Annotated in this window: 14 protein-coding genes; 8 read left to right on the top strand and 6 right to left on the bottom strand. The window is 62.1% G+C overall.

Annotated features, from left to right (window positions below):
* Positions 1-60: 60 nt before the first annotated feature.
* From C9I57_RS25760 to C9I57_RS25775, 4 genes are all read right to left on the bottom strand, one after another.
* Complete coding sequence (locus tag C9I57_RS25760; RefSeq protein WP_107153420.1) at positions 61-1,041, bottom strand: substrate-binding domain-containing protein; 981 nt, start codon at positions 1,039-1,041, stop codon at positions 61-63.
* 105 nt (positions 1,042-1,146) lie between these two features.
* Positions 1,147-2,238 carry a LacI family DNA-binding transcriptional regulator gene (locus C9I57_RS25765; RefSeq protein ID WP_107153421.1) on the bottom strand — a complete coding sequence of 364 codons (1,092 nt, stop codon included), beginning with the start codon at positions 2,236-2,238 and terminating at the stop codon, positions 1,147-1,149.
* Between the two features lie 295 nt (positions 2,239-2,533).
* Positions 2,534-3,013, bottom strand: a complete 480-nt coding sequence (locus C9I57_RS25770) for a carboxymuconolactone decarboxylase family protein (protein ID WP_107153422.1) — start codon at positions 3,011-3,013, stop codon at positions 2,534-2,536.
* 204 nt (positions 3,014-3,217) lie between these two features.
* A complete protein-coding gene (locus tag C9I57_RS25775; protein ID WP_107153423.1) occupies positions 3,218-4,123 on the bottom strand; it encodes a LysR family transcriptional regulator in 906 nt (301 codons plus the stop codon).
* Between the two features lie 171 nt (positions 4,124-4,294).
* On the opposite strand from C9I57_RS25775, the gene tam reads away from it, so the two are divergent.
* Positions 4,295-5,074 (top strand): trans-aconitate 2-methyltransferase, encoded by a 780-nt coding sequence (tam, locus tag C9I57_RS25780; protein ID WP_107153424.1) that lies wholly within the window; start codon positions 4,295-4,297, stop codon positions 5,072-5,074.
* Positions 5,075-5,116: 42 nt separating this feature from the next.
* On the opposite strand, the gene C9I57_RS25785 is transcribed toward tam, so the two are convergent.
* Positions 5,117-5,521 (bottom strand): VOC family protein, encoded by a 405-nt coding sequence (locus C9I57_RS25785; RefSeq protein ID WP_107153425.1) that lies wholly within the window; start codon positions 5,519-5,521, stop codon positions 5,117-5,119.
* Between the two features lie 91 nt (positions 5,522-5,612).
* Here C9I57_RS25785 and C9I57_RS25790 point away from each other — a divergent pair, with 91 nt between their 5' ends.
* The 7 genes from C9I57_RS25790 (at position 5,613) to C9I57_RS25820 (ending at position 14,391) form a co-directional block, all read left to right on the top strand.
* Positions 5,613-6,824 (top strand): MFS transporter, encoded by a 1,212-nt coding sequence (locus tag C9I57_RS25790; protein WP_107153426.1) that lies wholly within the window; start codon positions 5,613-5,615, stop codon positions 6,822-6,824.
* Positions 6,825-7,088: 264 nt separating this feature from the next.
* A complete protein-coding gene (locus C9I57_RS25795) occupies positions 7,089-7,850 on the top strand; it encodes an enoyl-CoA hydratase/isomerase family protein (protein ID WP_107153427.1) in 762 nt (253 codons plus the stop codon).
* A gap of 55 nt (positions 7,851-7,905) precedes the next feature.
* The gene (locus C9I57_RS25800; protein WP_107153428.1) at positions 7,906-8,967 is read left to right on the top strand and encodes an ABC transporter substrate-binding protein; all 1,062 of its coding nucleotides are present in this window, start codon (positions 7,906-7,908) and stop codon (positions 8,965-8,967) included.
* 19 nt (positions 8,968-8,986) lie between these two features.
* Entirely contained in the window at positions 8,987-10,063 is a 1,077-nt protein-coding gene (locus C9I57_RS25805) for an ABC transporter ATP-binding protein (RefSeq protein ID WP_107153429.1), read from the top strand.
* Between the two features lie 9 nt (positions 10,064-10,072).
* Positions 10,073-11,845 (top strand): ABC transporter permease subunit, encoded by a 1,773-nt coding sequence (locus C9I57_RS25810; protein WP_107153430.1) that lies wholly within the window; start codon positions 10,073-10,075, stop codon positions 11,843-11,845.
* Positions 11,846-11,873: 28 nt separating this feature from the next.
* Complete coding sequence (locus C9I57_RS25815; protein ID WP_107153431.1) at positions 11,874-13,409, top strand: AMP-binding protein; 1,536 nt, start codon at positions 11,874-11,876, stop codon at positions 13,407-13,409.
* 124 nt (positions 13,410-13,533) lie between these two features.
* Positions 13,534-14,391 (top strand): IclR family transcriptional regulator, encoded by an 858-nt coding sequence (locus C9I57_RS25820; protein WP_107153432.1) that lies wholly within the window; start codon positions 13,534-13,536, stop codon positions 14,389-14,391.
* 69 nt (positions 14,392-14,460) lie between these two features.
* Here C9I57_RS25820 and C9I57_RS25825 read toward each other — a convergent pair whose 3' ends face one another.
* Positions 14,461-14,859 (bottom strand): polyketide cyclase, encoded by a 399-nt coding sequence (locus C9I57_RS25825; protein ID WP_107153433.1) that lies wholly within the window; start codon positions 14,857-14,859, stop codon positions 14,461-14,463.
* Positions 14,860-14,905 lie beyond the last annotated feature (46 nt).

Consider the following 14,905-nt stretch of genomic DNA (forward strand, 5'->3'; position numbering starts at 1 on the left):
ATGAGGCGCGACCGTCTGCGTGCCGCGCCTCGGGGAACACTCAGTGACGCTCAGTGACGCTCAGTGGCTGGCGATGTAGGTCTTTGCGTTATCGGGGAAGATGCCCTGCGTGGCCAGGGTCACCTCTTTCGGAATCTTTTCGCCGCTCAGCAGTTTCAACGCTTGACGAATACCTTCGGCCCCTGGCGTCGGATACATGAACGTGCCGGCCAGCAATCCCTGCTCGACCCACGTAGCACCCTCTTGCGGTAAGCCGTCGATGCCGACGAACTTGATGTTCTTTTCGCGACCCGCGTCCTTCGCCGCAAGATACGCGCCGTAGGCCATCGGATCGTTGTGGCCGTAGACGACGTCGATCTTCGGATTCATGCGCAGCACGGTTTTCATGTACTCGTAGGCCTTGTCCTGCTTCCAGTCGCAATCGACGCGTTCGCCCACGAGCTTGATGCCCGATTGCTTGCCGATCACGGAGAAGGCCCCGTCGTGCCGGTCATGCGCCGGCTGCGCGCCGAAGCCGCCCCAGATCTCGACGAGATTGCCTTTGGCCGCTCCCGGACCGCCCATCAGCTTGACGATGAATTCTCCGGCCTTTTGGCCGATCTGTACGTTGTCGCCGCCGATGAACTGCGTATAGGCATCGCCATTGACCTTGCGATCCAGCACGAACACCGGAATGCCGGCCTTGTAGGCCTTCTCCACGACGCCCGTGAGCCCTGCCGATTCTTTCGGTGAAATGAAGATCGCGTCCATCTTCTGCGCGATGAAGTTCTCCATGTCCGCGTTCTGCTTGTCGGTCCGATCCCCCGCGTCGGCAATGATGAGATCGACTCCCGGATGCTTGGCGGCTTCCGCTTTCATATCTTTGTTGAATTGAACACGCCAGGGCTCGACCGTCGTGACCTGCGAAAAGCCGAAGCGATATTTTTTCCCAGCGGTCTGAGCGAATACGGGTTGGCTGATAAGCGCCCCAATCGCGCCCGCCGCGCCCGCTAGCGGTGCGGCGGCAAGACCCGCCAAGATGATGCGTCGTTGCTTATCCATTTGCCTGTCTCCTTTCCTTTTGTAATCTCGGGCCAGACGGCTCGATTTTGTGGGCCTGCATGCAAAAAATGGAACGTTACAGCGCCAGTCCCTTCGATACCTCTCTCATGCGCGCACGGCCGGCACTGCGGAAGCCGGCGCTGATTCGGATTCAGAAGCGGTGTCGATCTGCTCCGGCTCACGTGCTACGCCGGTGCTTTCTCGCAGGCGAAGGTCGGCGCGCATGCGCAAATGCACGATTTCCGTCGTCTCGCCATTCAATTGCTTGTGCAGCAGATTCCAGATCGCCCGACCGATCGCCTCCACCGGTTGATGGATCGAGCTGATGCCGGGGCGCAGCACCGACATCCATGGCGCATCGTCGAACGAGAGCAGCGAGATATCGTCGGGCAGGCGCAACTCGGCATCGCGAATCGCCCGCAAAGCGCCGAGCGTCGCAACGTTCGCCCCGGTGAAGAGAGCCGTCGGCCGTTCGCGCTCCGACAAGAGGCTCAGCGTCGCCGCGTGGCTCTCCGCGTCGGTCATGCCGCAGACGACCACGCGAGCGTGCTGCTCGAGATCGGCCCGCCGCATCGCCTCGAGGTATCCGTCCACACGCTCGCGGCTGTTGACGAGATCGAGCGCGTTGACGACGAAGGCGATGCGCTTGTGCCCGAGCGCCACAAGATGCCTGGTGCCGTCGATCGCCGCGCGGCGGCTGTCCGTCGTGACCGTATTCGCCGGAAAGGTGTTGTCCACGCGATCGGCCATCACGAGCGGCACGTCGCATTCACGCAGCTCGTCGACGGCATGCTGGTATCCATGGCACGGAATCAGAATCATGCCGGCGACCTGGCGCGACAGCACGAAGCGGATTCGCTCCGCTTCGCGCTCCGGGTCCTCCTGCGCGTGCGCGAGAACGAGCCGATAGCCGGCCTTCTCGGCGTGGTCTTCCAGGGCGCAGACCAGCTCGATGAAAAACGAGTTCGTCAGATCGGGCACGACGAGGCCGATCGATGTGGGCCGGTTGCTGCGCAATTCCGCCGCGAGCGTATTGCGGCGATAGCCGAGCCGCCGCGCGGCTTCCCATACGAGCCTGCGACGCGCCTCACTGACGTTGGCGGCGCCGGCAAGAACCTTCGACGCCGTGCCGAGCGAAACGCCCGCGGCATTCGCCACGTCCTTCAACGTGCTGGTCGTCTTTTTGCGTTCGTCCACGTCGCGCTTCGCCGAATTTTTAAGGGGCGGAAATGAAACGTTTCACAGCTTAAGTATCCGGATTGCGCGGTTCAAGTAAGGATTTATACGGAGACGCGGACATGGACCGCCAGAGCACATCTCGCTGGCTTTGACCTGGAAGGGCCGCCGGACAGGTCGATAAGGCTCTGCCCGGCGGTGTCGGTCGTGACTGACCTGTCGCTGATCTGGCTACCGATCGTGCACTCGAAGGCGGTCGGGGGATCAAGGCGGAATTGTGTAAAGCCCGCACGCGCGGGCCGACGATCCCGAATATTCAAGCGAGGTTCGCTTTATCCAGGCCGTATGCCTTGTCGGACGAACCCGGCACGACTCTGAACGCGATGCTCGCCCGGTTCCATCCGTTGATCATCATTACCGCGAATGTCAGGTCGGACAGCTCTTTTTCCGAGAACTGGGTCCGCACGTGCTCGTAGACGTCGTCGGGCACGCCATGTTCGGGAAGCTTCGTCAGCACTTCCGTCCATGTGAGCGCGGCGCGTTCGCGTGCCGAGAAGAGGGTCGATTCGCGCCAGATCGCGACATGGTGCAGACGCAACTCACGTTCACCGTGAATACGCGCTTCTTTGACGTGCATGTCGACGCAAAAAGCGCAGCCATTCATCTGCGATGCGCGCAGCGAGACGAGGTCGAGGATCGATTCTTCGACTGCGCTTTCCTTCAGCTGGTTGTTGACCTCCAGAAACTTCCTGAAGAGTTCCGGCGATTGCTTAACGTAGTTGATACGCTGCGTCATGATTTCTCCTGGCGACAATGAGCACACATCCGCCACTTTGGCGGACTCCGTCGGCGGCAGTGTGCCGCCTGCATGGACTCATCATAGGAGGACGCGCCGACGTGCGGTAGACATGCGAACGGACTCACGGTGTTGCACTTCGGACACCAATCGGTGACTTGAGTCGCGCAAGCACCGAGAAAACGCTTGTGTAGGCCGCTCGGCCTACGCGCTGCCGCCTTGACGATCGCTATTGCCGCGAATCATCTCGTAGAGCGCCTCAGCCGCGGGCGACAGATGAGCCGCCTTACGCTTCACGAGCACGAGCGTTCGCGAGATGACCGGATGCGTGAGTTCCACGACGCGGACCGTAGGATAGGCGCCCTTCTGAATCGCGAGCCGCGGCACGATGGCGGCGCCGACGCCTTCGGCGACGAGACCGACCGCCGTCGAGCTGCGCTGCACCTCATAGAACGAACGCAACGCCACCTGGCTTGCCTCGAGCGCTAAGTCGAGCAACGCGCGGTTGCCGCTTACTTCGCCCGCGAAGATCAACGGATACGCTTGTAATTGCCGCCAACCGATGCGTCGACGCTCGGCCAAAGGGTGATCATCCCGACAAATCAACACGAACCGATCGACCGTCAACGGAACACTTGTAAGCTCCGGGTAATGTTCGCCACCAATGTTGATGCCGAACTCGACTTCGCGCCGCAACACGGCTTGGGCGACGGCCGACGACGCATGATCGAGAATCCGGATGCGATTGTGCGGATGGCGTGCCGAGTAGGCCTGCAGGATGCGCGGCAAATACTGAATGCCCACCGTCGGCACGCACGCGATGGAAACGTCGCCGCGCCGAGCGACACCCGTCTCGCGGATTTCGGCGAGCGCGTCCGAGAGCTCGGCGAGTAAGCGCCGCGCTTGGGGCAGAAAGTTGCGGCCGATTTCCGTAAGCGCCAACGAGCGGGTCGTACGCTCGATCAGCGTGACCCCGAGAAAGTCCTCGAGCTTGCGCAAGCGCTGCGTGATCGCTGTCTGTGTGACATGGAGCGCGTCCGCCGCGCCCTGAAAGCTGCCTTCATCGGCAATGGCAACGAACGCCTGCACGCCAAGAGTGTCGATTTTCATCGGCTTGCGCCCATCAGAAAAATGAATCAATGCCAGTTATAAATTCATTTTACTCGGTGCGCCCGCGCATCCAGAATTGGTCCATCGTCGAAGAAGCAATATCGCGGCGATAGCGGTAGCGCGCCCTCGCGGGGCGCTCAATTCGGATCATTGAATGAGGAGGCAGGAAGCGTGGAAACCAAGACCGATTGGAGTGCACGACAATACATGCTGTTCGAGAAGGAGCGTACGCGGCCGGTGAAGGACCTGGTGGCCGCCGTACCGATGGAGCAGGTTCGCGTCGCGATCGATATCGGCTGCGGGCCCGGCAATTCGACGGAAGTGCTGCGCGAGCTCGCGCCGGCGGCGACGATCAGCGGAATCGATAGCTCGCCCGACATGATCGATGCGGCTCGCAAGCGCCTGCCGGACTTGAGGTTCGCTGTTGCCGATATCACGACGTGGGAGGACACCGGGCCATACGACCTGATTCTTGCGAATGCCGTGCTGCAGTGGGTGCCTAGCCATGAAACGCTGCTTCCGAAACTGCTCGGCAAGCTCGCCGCGGGCGGCACGTTGGCCTTCCAGGTGCCCGACAATCTGGACGAGCCGACGCACCGCCTGATGCGGGAAGTCGCAGCGTCGGGTCCGTGGGCGGCGAAGCTCGAAGATGTGCGACTCGGCATTCGGCATACGGCGCAGTGGTACTACACGTTGTTGAAGCCGCTTTGTAGCCGCGTCGATGCTTGGCGAACGATTTACTATCATCCGCTCGCGGGTGGAGCCGACGCCGTAGTCGAATGGCTCAAGGGCACAGGATTACGTCCTTTCCTGTCGCCACTCGATCAAACCGAGCAGGCTGGGTTCCTTGCGCGTTATCGCGACGCGATTGCCGAGGCGTATCCGGCCCTGAGCGACGGCAGCGTTTTACTGCCGTTTCCACGGTTGTTCATCGTTGCGACGCGCGTATGAGGCCTGCGATTATCGAGTAGCGATTCCGTTTTATGGCGCAATCTAGGTTGCAATTTCGTCGTAGCCGGCTCCGAGGAACTGGACGAAGCAAAAGCCATGACCGAACGGGTCGGCCATTAAGGCCAGCCTTTCCCACTTGTGCGTAGAGATCGCGCTCTCGATCCGGGCACCCGCTTCAACAGCGCGCTTGACGGCCGACTCAATGTCATCGACGACGAGGTCCAAATGGACGGGGGTCCAATGGCGGTCATATCTGCGAGCGTCGAACGCCGTACTCGAGGATGGCGTCCCGGCTTCTTTGACGAGCAGGTAGATCGGCGCGGAACTGCCGATCAGTTCGACGCCGCCGTCACCGAAACGACGGCCGACTTCGAGACTGAATGCTGTGCTGTAAAAGCGAATCGCCTTGCTCAGGTCGTCTACGTCGATATTGATCAAGACGTTCATAATTTCGCTCCGTTTGGCGGTGACCGGCCTGCCCTTGCGGAACGTAGATTGCTTGCTTCGTCCGACGGTACGCGAACCCAAGGAGAAGCCTATGCTTCAGGCTTTGCGACGGCAAGCGACGCTCGAACAACGCCCATCGCTCATCGTCAGCGCCGCCGTGCTCGGCGTGCTTTATGCAGGCAGTCCGTTAGTCACGCCACTGTATCCCCTGTATCAGCGTAGTTTCGGCCTGTCCGAGCTGACCATCACGCTCGTCTACGCCTCTTACGTGATCGGCAACCTTAGCGCGCTATTCCTTTTCGGCCGGGTGTCCGATGGGGCTGGCCGGCGGCCCGTCAGTCTGGCCGTGCTCGCCGTGGCGATTGTCAGCACGCTGCTGTTCCTGCTCGCCACGCACCCCGCATGGCTTTTTGTCGCCCGCGCGGCGAGCGGCCTCGCAATCGGAGTGGGCGCCGCCACGGCAACGGCATGGATCGCGGAACTCCACCCCTCGGCCGACAAGGCGGCCGCAAGCCGCCTAGCCGCGGCGGTCAATCTCGCCGGCCTCGCTGGCGGTGCAGTGATCGCGGGCTTGCTTGCGCAATTCGTTCCGTGGCCGCTGCGCACGGTGTACGTCGTCTATCTGGCGGTTCTCATCGCCACCGCGGTGCTGACTGCGTTGTCGCGCGAAACCATCAAGCAACGAATTCATTCGGCTGCCGAACTTTCGATCGAGCCGCGCATCGGTGTTCCGCCGGAACGGCGTACGGCGTTCATCGCCCCGGCCGTCACGGCATTCGCGACCTTTGCGTTGCTCGGGTTCTACGCCGCTCTTTTGCCGAATCTGCTCGGAGACAGCATGCATATGCATAGCCCCGCACTCAGTGGCGCGATCGTTGCCGAGCTGTTCGCCGCGAGCGCGATCACGGTCATCGTGACACCGATGCTCGCCGCGCATGTCGCCATGTTCGCGGGCTTGTGGCTGCTTCCCCCAAGCCTCGCGCTGTTGCTGTGGGCACAGATCGCCGGCTCGGTCACACTGCTGGTCGTCGCAACCGCGCTCTGCGGGGTCTCGACCGCGCTCGGCTTTCGTGGAAGCCTGCAAGAAGCCAATCGAATCGCGCCTGCCGAGAGACGTGCCGAGTTGTTGTCGGCGTACCTGCTCTGTTGCTACACCGGCAATTCGCTGCCGGCTGTCGGCGTCGCCCTGCTCTCGCGCAGCGTCGGGCATCTATGGGCCAACGTTACCTTCGCCGCCGTGTCGGTAGTGCTCGCGTTCATCGCTCTGGCAGTCGGTGCCCGCCACGTCCACCGGACTACGTGACGGGTCCCGAACGCGGGCCAGTCCTTGCGCGGCAATCCGGCTAGCCGCGAAACCGCCACAAGAAGACATCGTCTTTCTGGCGCCGGATTCCTCGCACCCGCGGTTCATCCCGCGATGCGAGGTTCCGCGGCACCTCAACGTCCCCGCAGTTGCCGATCGGCGGCATGTCCCCGTCACGTAAACCCGTATCCCATTCCGCTTGCGGCCATCGTTTCGGAGGCATATATTGGGATACACCATTTCACTATTTCTATGCAATAACCCATGAGCGACGACATTCTGCTGTCGAATCACGGCCGCGTTGCGGTGATCACATTGAACCGTCCCGACCGCCTGAATGCGTGGACCACGCCTATGCGTGAACGGATCATCGAAGCGCTTCACCGCTTCGATGGCGACGAAGAGGTCCGCGCAATCATCATGACGGGCGCCGGCGATCGCGCGTTTTCGGCCGGCCAGGACCTGGCCGAAGCGCATGACTTCGATGGCGAGCGTGCGGTGGCCTGGGTACGCGAGTGGGAGCGCTATTACGATGCATTGCGCAGCCTGAGCAAGCCGCTCGTGATGGCACTGAACGGCACGGCGGCCGGATCTGCGTTCCAGGTCGCGCTGCTGGGCGACATTCGAGTGGGCCACCCGGGCGTGCGCATGGGACAGCCCGAGATCAACGCTGGCATCGCGAGCACGACGGGCCCCTGGATCATGAATGCGATGCTCGGCATGTCGCGCACGATCGAGTTGACACTGACGGGTCGACTGATGGACGCGTCCGAATGTGAGCGCATCGGCCTGATCCATCACCTGGTGCCCGCCGATCAGGTGTTCACCAAAGCGCTCGAAATCGCAAACGAGCTGGCTGCGAAGCCACCTGTGGCGATGCGACTCGACAAGCAGCGCTTCCGAGAAATGACCGAAGCTGGCTTTCGCGATTGCATCGCAGCCGGTCAGCGCATTCAGAGGGAAGCCTACGACTCCGGTGAGCCGGCACGCATGATGGAAGAGTTTTTTCGTCGCCGCGCCAAATAGGTGCAGGCGCAACGAACGCTTGCATTCCTTTCGATAATCAGGCGGGAGACCGAAGATGACGCATGAATTCAATCCGATACGCCGCCGCGTCTTGCAGCGGGCGGGAGCATTGGCCGCCGCGGCCGCATTGCCCCGCTGGGCTGGCGCGGAATTGAAGCAGATCGTCGTATCGGATCCAGGAGGCCCCTATACGACCGCGTATAGAGCCGCTTTCTACGATCCGTTCGAGAAGGCCACCGGCATCAAGGTCGTCAGCGTGGCGCGCGAATCGCAACCCGTCGCGCAGTTCGCCGCGATGGTGCAGACGAAGAACTTCATCTGGGACGTGACCACGTTGACGTTGTCGCAAGACATCCCCTATCTCGAGTCGAAAGGATTCCTGGAGCCGATCGGGCTCAAGGCGTCCGATTTTCCCGCGCTGATGCCCGAGGCGATCACGTCGGATTGGCTCGGCGTCGACGTCTATTCGACGGTGCTCGCGTACCGGACCGACAAGTTCGCTCAGAGCGGCCCGCAATCGTGGGCAGACTTCTGGGACGTCAAGCGCTTCCCTGGGCGCCGCTCTTTGCGACGCAACCCCATCGATACCCTCGAGCAGGCCCTGCTCGCGGACGGTGTGTCGCTCGACAAGCTCTATCCGCTGGACGTAGATCGCGCGTTCAAAAGCCTCGACCGAATCAAAGCTCACGTGAACCTATGGTGGACATCGGGCGCGCAGGCGATGCAGGCGATCCAGAGCGGCGAAGTCGACATGATGTCGACGTGGAACGGCCGCGCGCAAGCCGCGATCGATGCGGGAGCGCCGGTCAAGATTGTCTGGAATCAGGGGCTTTATTCAATCGAGGGATGGGCGATTCCGAAAGGAACGCCGCACGCTGAATACGCCAAGCAGTTCGTGCGCTTTTGCGCGAACGCGAAAGACCAGGCGACGCTCACGAAAACGCTCGCTTACGGGCCAACGAACCGCGATTCTTTTGCCAGCATACCGCCGGCACGCGCGGCGATGCTGCCGACCGCGCCAGCCAACGTGCGCGATATGCGCCTGCCGAGCCCGCAATGGTGGGCCGACAACCGCGCGCGCGTGACGGAACGCTTCAACAGCTGGATCATCGGCTGAAGGCGCGAAGGAGTCGAGGATGATCGCGAAGGTTCAGACGATCGGTATCGCAAAGCGCTACGGCGACACGACAGCGTTAGAGCCGACAGAGCTCAGCGTGCAGGCCGGCGAGTTTCTCACGCTGCTAGGCCCGTCCGGCTCGGGCAAGACCACGATGCTGCAAATGATCAGCGGGCTGGTTGAACCGACCGAAGGGCGCATCGAGATCGACGGCCGCGACGTCACTTACGTCGTGCCGGGCAAGCGAGACATCGGTCTGGTCTTTCAGAGCTATGCGCTCTTTCCGCACATGACGGTCTGGGACAACGTCGCTTACGGCCTCAGAATGCGCCGTACGGCGCGGCGCGACCTGCGCCTCGCTGTCGACGCGGCCCTGACGATGGTTCGCATGAACGAGTATGCGAGGCGTTATCCGCGGGAACTGTCGGGCGGTCAGCAACAGCGCGTCGCGCTCGCGCGTTGCTTCGCCTATCGCCCGTCCGTCATCTTGCTCGACGAGCCGCTCGGAGCGCTCGACAAGAAACTGCGGGAGCACATGCAAGGCGAGATACGGCGGCTGCACCAGGAACTGGGGGCGACGTTCATCTACGTCACGCACGATCAGGACGAAGCGCTTACGTTGTCGGACAGGATCTGCCTCATGAACCAGGCGCGCGTCGAGCAGGTCGGAACGCCGGCCGATCTCTACGATCGACCCGCGACGCGTTTCGTTGCCGGTTTCATCGGTCACTCGAACCTGCTCGATGGAACTTTCGAGGCCGAGGCCGACACCGGCACAGCCGCACCGTCCGCGGCGCTGCGGCTTGCAGCCGGCGGCCGTGCGCCGCTGCCGCACGATGCGTGCGCGGCGATGGCCGGCGCGCGCGGTTGTCTGCTCGTTCGGCCGGAGACAATACGGCTCGTCGACCCCGATGCCGGGTTCTCGGCCGGTGTCATCTCCGACATTGTGTTCTTCGGCAGCGATACGCGCGTCCAATTGACGATGAGCGACGGCTCCCTCTTCAACGTCCGATGCGCGCGCAACGAGAAGCCGCGCATCGGCGAGCGCGTCGGATTACTGTGGGATCCGCAGCGTACGACGCTGCTCGATGCGTAGGCTCGAGAAATGACCACGCTCTCCTACGCGTCCCGCATGAGCGGGCAGGAACGTCCCCGCCGGTCGCTAGTCGCGCGTGCGTTGCGCTTCTGGCCGATCGTCCCAGCGCTCGTGTTTCTCGCGGTCTTTTTTCTCGTGCCGGTAGGTGAGATTCTGCAGGGCGGACTCTTCGATGCGAATGGCCGATTCGGACTCGCGCAGTTCGGGCGCATCGCGCAAACGCCGGTCTACGCGAAGGTCCTCTGGACGACATTCTCGATCGCCCTGACGACGGCGGCACTATCGGTGATCCTCGGCTATCCGGTCGCGTATCTGCTGAGCCGAATGCCTGGACGCTCGCGCGAACGATGGTTGCTCTGGATCATGCTTCCGTTCTGGACCAGCTATCTCGTGAAGACTTACGCATGGATGCTCCTGCTCTCGCGGACGGGCGTCGTCGCCACCCTCGGCCACTCGATCGGGCTCGGCTCGCATCCCGGCGTCGCGGTTCCTTCGCTGACGGGCGTGTTGATCGGTATGGTGCATGCGATGCTGCCGCTCGCGGTCATGACGATGCTGCCCGTCATGCGCGGCATCGATACACGTTACGCACAGGCGGCCGAGACGCTCGGCGCCGATCGCAGCGTGAGCTTCCTGACGGTGTTCGTGCCGTTGTCGGCTCCCGGCGTCGCGGCCGCGGGATTGCTCGTGTTCATCACCAGCCTCGGCTTCTTTATCGTGCCCGCGTTGCTCGGCACCCCGGCACAGACGATGATCGCGCAGCTCGTGATCTCATCCGTGCTCGAAACGTTCGACATGCGATTCGCCGGCGCGCTCTCGACTGTACTGCTGCTGTGCTCGATCGTGATTTTCATCGCGTATGACCGTATCGTCGGTCTTTCGTCTTTGACAGGCGAAATCACCGAGCGCGCTCGCGGCTCGCTCATGCGCAGCTGGGCATTCGGTGCGCTGTTCACGCTTGGGCGGCTGATTCCGAAGCGAAAGCGAGGTAAAGCATCCGGCATACGAGCGCCGCGCTTCGGCGCGCTGCACGCGTACACGCTCGTCGTGCTGGCGGCTCTCGTCGCACCCGTGCTGTCGGTCATCCCCTATGCATTCACGCGGGCAGACTACATCGCCTTTCCGCCGCGGCTTTTCAGCTTGCGCTGGTTCTCGACATTTGCGGCGTCCCCCGTCTGGCGCAGCGCGGTCTTGCGTTCGTTCGAGGTCGGAATCGGCACCGCGGTGCTCTCCCTCGCGCTCGGCTTCGGTGCGACGCTGGCCCTGACCAGAATGCGGCAGCGCGCGAGCAAGCCGCTCTTCGCGTTGCTCGTCGCTCCGTTGATCGTGCCGCGCATCGTGATCGCGATCGGACTCCTCTACCTGCTTGCGCGTCTCGGATTGACGGGCACGAACGCGGGTCTGATCGTGGGACACACAGTGCTTGCCATTCCCTACGTCGTGGTAACGCTGGCGGCCGGCCTCCGGCAGTTCGACTGGCGCCTCGACGATGCGGCACGCATCATGGGGGCATCGGCGCCACAGCGAGTGGCAACGATTCTCATCCCGCTCATTGCACCGAGCGTGACCGCGGCCCTGCTGTTTGCATTCCTGGTCTCTTTCGACGATCTGACCATCGCGATTTTCGTGAGCGGCGGCATCAACACGACATTGCCCAAGCAGATGTGGGACGACATCCAGCTCGCCGTCACGCCGACGCTCGCCGCCGTCTCGACGACGCTCGTCGCGCTGATCGCGCTGATCGTCTGGATTTCGTCATTCCTGAAGCGCGAGCCGCGCTGAACGACATCGACTAGCCGTTACAAATCTCATGCACGCCTACCCCGACTGGTTCCCACAACGTCATCCCGAAGACAAGCTCGACTGCGCGCCGCTGATCGCGAGAAGCCTCATCAACGCGCAAGCTGGCCCGCGTCTTTTCATCGAAGGCGTGCCGGTCAGCCGCAGCGAGACCGTTCAGCGCATTGCGCAGCTTCGTCGCTGGCTTTACGACATGGGCCTGCAAACGGGCGATCACGTTGCAGTGATGTGCGGCAATCACGTCGATCATATCCATCTCATCTATGCATTGATCGTCAGCGGGATCGTGTGGGTCCCGGTCAACACACGACTCCGCGGTGCCGGGCTCGCCTATCTGATCGAGCATTCGAGGCCGGCGTTACTCGTCGCGGACGAGGAATTCGCCGGCGCCGTCGATGCGGCAGGCCTCCGCGGCATACGCCGCGAACGGCTGCCTTCGTTCCACGCGTCGGAGGAAGACATTACGCTCGATGCACCCAACCTCGAGCCCGAGCACACGCTATGCATCATCTATACGTCGGGAACGACCGGTGCACCGAAGGGCGTCGTATTCACACACAGGATGATGCGCATTGCCGGCGAGGCCGTGCTACAGGTCGCCGACGTGCGCGGCGGCGACCGCCTGCTGCTGTGGGAGCCGTTGTGTCACATCGGCGGCGCGCAGATATTGCTGCTACCTTTTCTCGAAGACATCGAGCTTCACGTGGTGCCCCGCTTTTCGGCATCGCGGTTCTGGGACGACGTCGCGCGTGCGCGCGCAACCCACTTGCATTACCTCGGCGGTGTGCTCGACATTCTGATGCAGTTGCCCGAGGAGGCGCAGCCGCGCAACCATACGCTGCGTGTTGCCTGGGGCGCCGGCATTGGTGCAACGAACTGGCGCGCCATCGAAGAGCGGCTGCACGTGCGACTGCGCGAGTGCTATGGAATGACGGAATGCTCGAGCTTCGCGACACTCAACCGCACGGACAAGCCCGGTTCGATCGGCCGACCTTTGCCGTGGCTCGACGTCGACCTGCTCGACGAGCACGGCAAGCCCGTAGCGCCAGGTGAGCCGGGCGAAATCGTGTTGACGAGCCGCGTCGAAGGGGCTTTGCTGCCCTGCTACCTCGACAACGAGGAAGCCACGCGCGCCGCTTTGCGAGAAGGCCGGCTGCATACAGGAGATTGGGCGCGGCGCGATGCCGAAGGCGATTTGTTTTTCGTGGGGCGCCGTACCGATAGCATGCGGGTGCGCGGCGAAAACGTGTCCGCTTGGGAGATCGAACGCATCTTCGCGTCGCACCCGGCAATCCGCGCAAGCGCCGCGATCGGCGTGCCGTCACCGATCGGAGAACAGGACATTCTGCTCAACGTCCAGTTCAAGGACGAACCGGTCGACTGGCCGTCTCTCCATGCATGGGCCCGCAAGCAGCTCGCGAGCTATCAGTTGCCGCGCTACTACCGCGCCATCGCGCAGTTCGATATGACACCGAGCGAGCGAGTGAGGAAACACATGCTCTCGCGCGATCTGCGCGACGTCTGGGATTCCGGAACACTCAAATAGCGCTGGGGGCCGAGCTTTTGCCGCTAAGGGGAAGAACAGGCTCATGGTCGCAACGACGCGTCGGATAGATTGATCGTTTTATAGATTGCGATAATGTGCGTATTTCACGCTTTTCAGGACGAACGTGGCTACCGCTTCCACTAAAGACACATCAAGAAAGAAGGCAGCGAAGGGACAGCCGGCGCAGGTTGTCGCTGATCCCAACTCATCGCCGCTCTTCGTGCAGTCCGTCGAGAAGGCAATGTCCGTATTGACCGCATTCGACGGCAGTAAGCGGCAACTCTCGTTGTCCGAAATCGCCGCGTTGACTGGCTTCGATATGAGCGCCACGCAGCGCTTCACGTACACGCTCGCCGTGCTCGGCTACCTGCGCAAGGATCCCGATAGCCGCAAGTATGAGCTCTCGCCGAAGTTGCTCGATTTCACCTATCACTATCTGACGTCGAACGAGCTCGTCAGCCGCGCGACGCCGTATTTGCAGCAACTCGGCGCGGAAACGGAGGAAGCCACCAATCTGACCGTGCTCGACGATACGGATATCGTCTTTGTCCTGCGCATCGTGAGCCGCAACGTGTTCAACGCGCATGTGATCACGGGCTCCCGGTTGCCGGCGTACTGCACGGCGCCGGGCCTTGCGATGCTCGCAACGTTCAGTGACGGCGAAATAGAGGACATCCTTTCCCGCTCGCGTCTCATCGCCTATACCTCGTCGACGGTATACGAACCGCAGCGGATCAAAAAGCGCATCGTGCAGATTCGCAAACAAGGCTATGCGCATGCGGAGGACGAATACTTCATCAGCGACATTTCGACCGCCGCCGCGATCGTCAATGCCCATGGCCGCGCGATCGGGGCGGTCAACATCGCCGTCGCTCGGCCGAGGTGGGACGCGACCCGGGACGAGAAGCGCTTTGCGGATCTCGTGATTTCGACGGCGTCGGCAATCTCGTCGAGGCGGGTGTCTGCGCAGGTGGTGCCGTGAGGTTTGATATAAGGATGGGTCTCGTACCCGCTCAGGTAAGAGCAACGTGATCGAGCCCGAACTACGGGATCACTCGGCTTCGAGCAATTCCTTAAGTCTCATCAAGTCGCGCATGACCCATTCCCCGTCGGCGGCAAACTTTTCGTCAGTCATCCCTGGGACGCGGAAAAGCGTGAATTGCACTTCGGCGCCCGTGCTGCCATTCGAAATCACGCGCATTGGTACATAGATCTCGGTGCCATCGGGCAGTTCGACGTAGTGATCGAGCACACCGTATCCATTGGGTTCGGTGAAGCGAATCTTCACCGGGCCACTCTCCCCTTCGAATCGCCATACGGGGCCATCGTTGCCGACAAGCTTTCCGAGGCCCGAGGCCCATTGTGCGAACGAGGCAGGTCGCGACGTAAAGTCGTACACGGCTTGCTGGCTTCGTTGGATCGATACACTGATTGTTTTCGATTCAGCCATTGGCATCGTAGGGAGACTCCCAGGTTGGACATCAAGCAACGGACCT

The sequence above is a fragment of the Trinickia symbiotica genome, from assembly GCF_003028655.1.
GTDB lineage: Bacteria > Pseudomonadota > Gammaproteobacteria > Burkholderiales > Burkholderiaceae > Trinickia > Trinickia symbiotica_A.

Coding starts and splice junctions, on each gene's coding strand:
- C9I57_RS25775 (WP_107153423.1), bottom strand. CDS start 4,123: ATGAAAATCGACACTCTTGGCGTGCAGGCGTTCGTTGCCATTGCCGAT.
- C9I57_RS25800 (WP_107153428.1), top strand. CDS start 7,906: ATGACGCATGAATTCAATCCGATACGCCGCCGCGTCTTGCAGCGGGCG.
- C9I57_RS25795 (WP_107153427.1), top strand. CDS start 7,089: ATGAGCGACGACATTCTGCTGTCGAATCACGGCCGCGTTGCGGTGATC.
- C9I57_RS25815 (WP_107153431.1), top strand. CDS start 11,874: ATGCACGCCTACCCCGACTGGTTCCCACAACGTCATCCCGAAGACAAG.
- C9I57_RS25810 (WP_107153430.1), top strand. CDS start 10,073: ATGACCACGCTCTCCTACGCGTCCCGCATGAGCGGGCAGGAACGTCCC.
- C9I57_RS25790 (WP_107153426.1), top strand. CDS start 5,613: ATGCTTCAGGCTTTGCGACGGCAAGCGACGCTCGAACAACGCCCATCG.
- C9I57_RS25825 (WP_107153433.1), bottom strand. CDS start 14,859: ATGGCTGAATCGAAAACAATCAGTGTATCGATCCAACGAAGCCAGCAA.
- C9I57_RS25770 (WP_107153422.1), bottom strand. CDS start 3,013: ATGACGCAGCGTATCAACTACGTTAAGCAATCGCCGGAACTCTTCAGG.
- C9I57_RS25760 (WP_107153420.1), bottom strand. CDS start 1,041: ATGGATAAGCAACGACGCATCATCTTGGCGGGTCTTGCCGCCGCACCG.
- C9I57_RS25805 (WP_107153429.1), top strand. CDS start 8,987: ATGATCGCGAAGGTTCAGACGATCGGTATCGCAAAGCGCTACGGCGAC.
- C9I57_RS25785 (WP_107153425.1), bottom strand. CDS start 5,521: ATGAACGTCTTGATCAATATCGACGTAGACGACCTGAGCAAGGCGATT.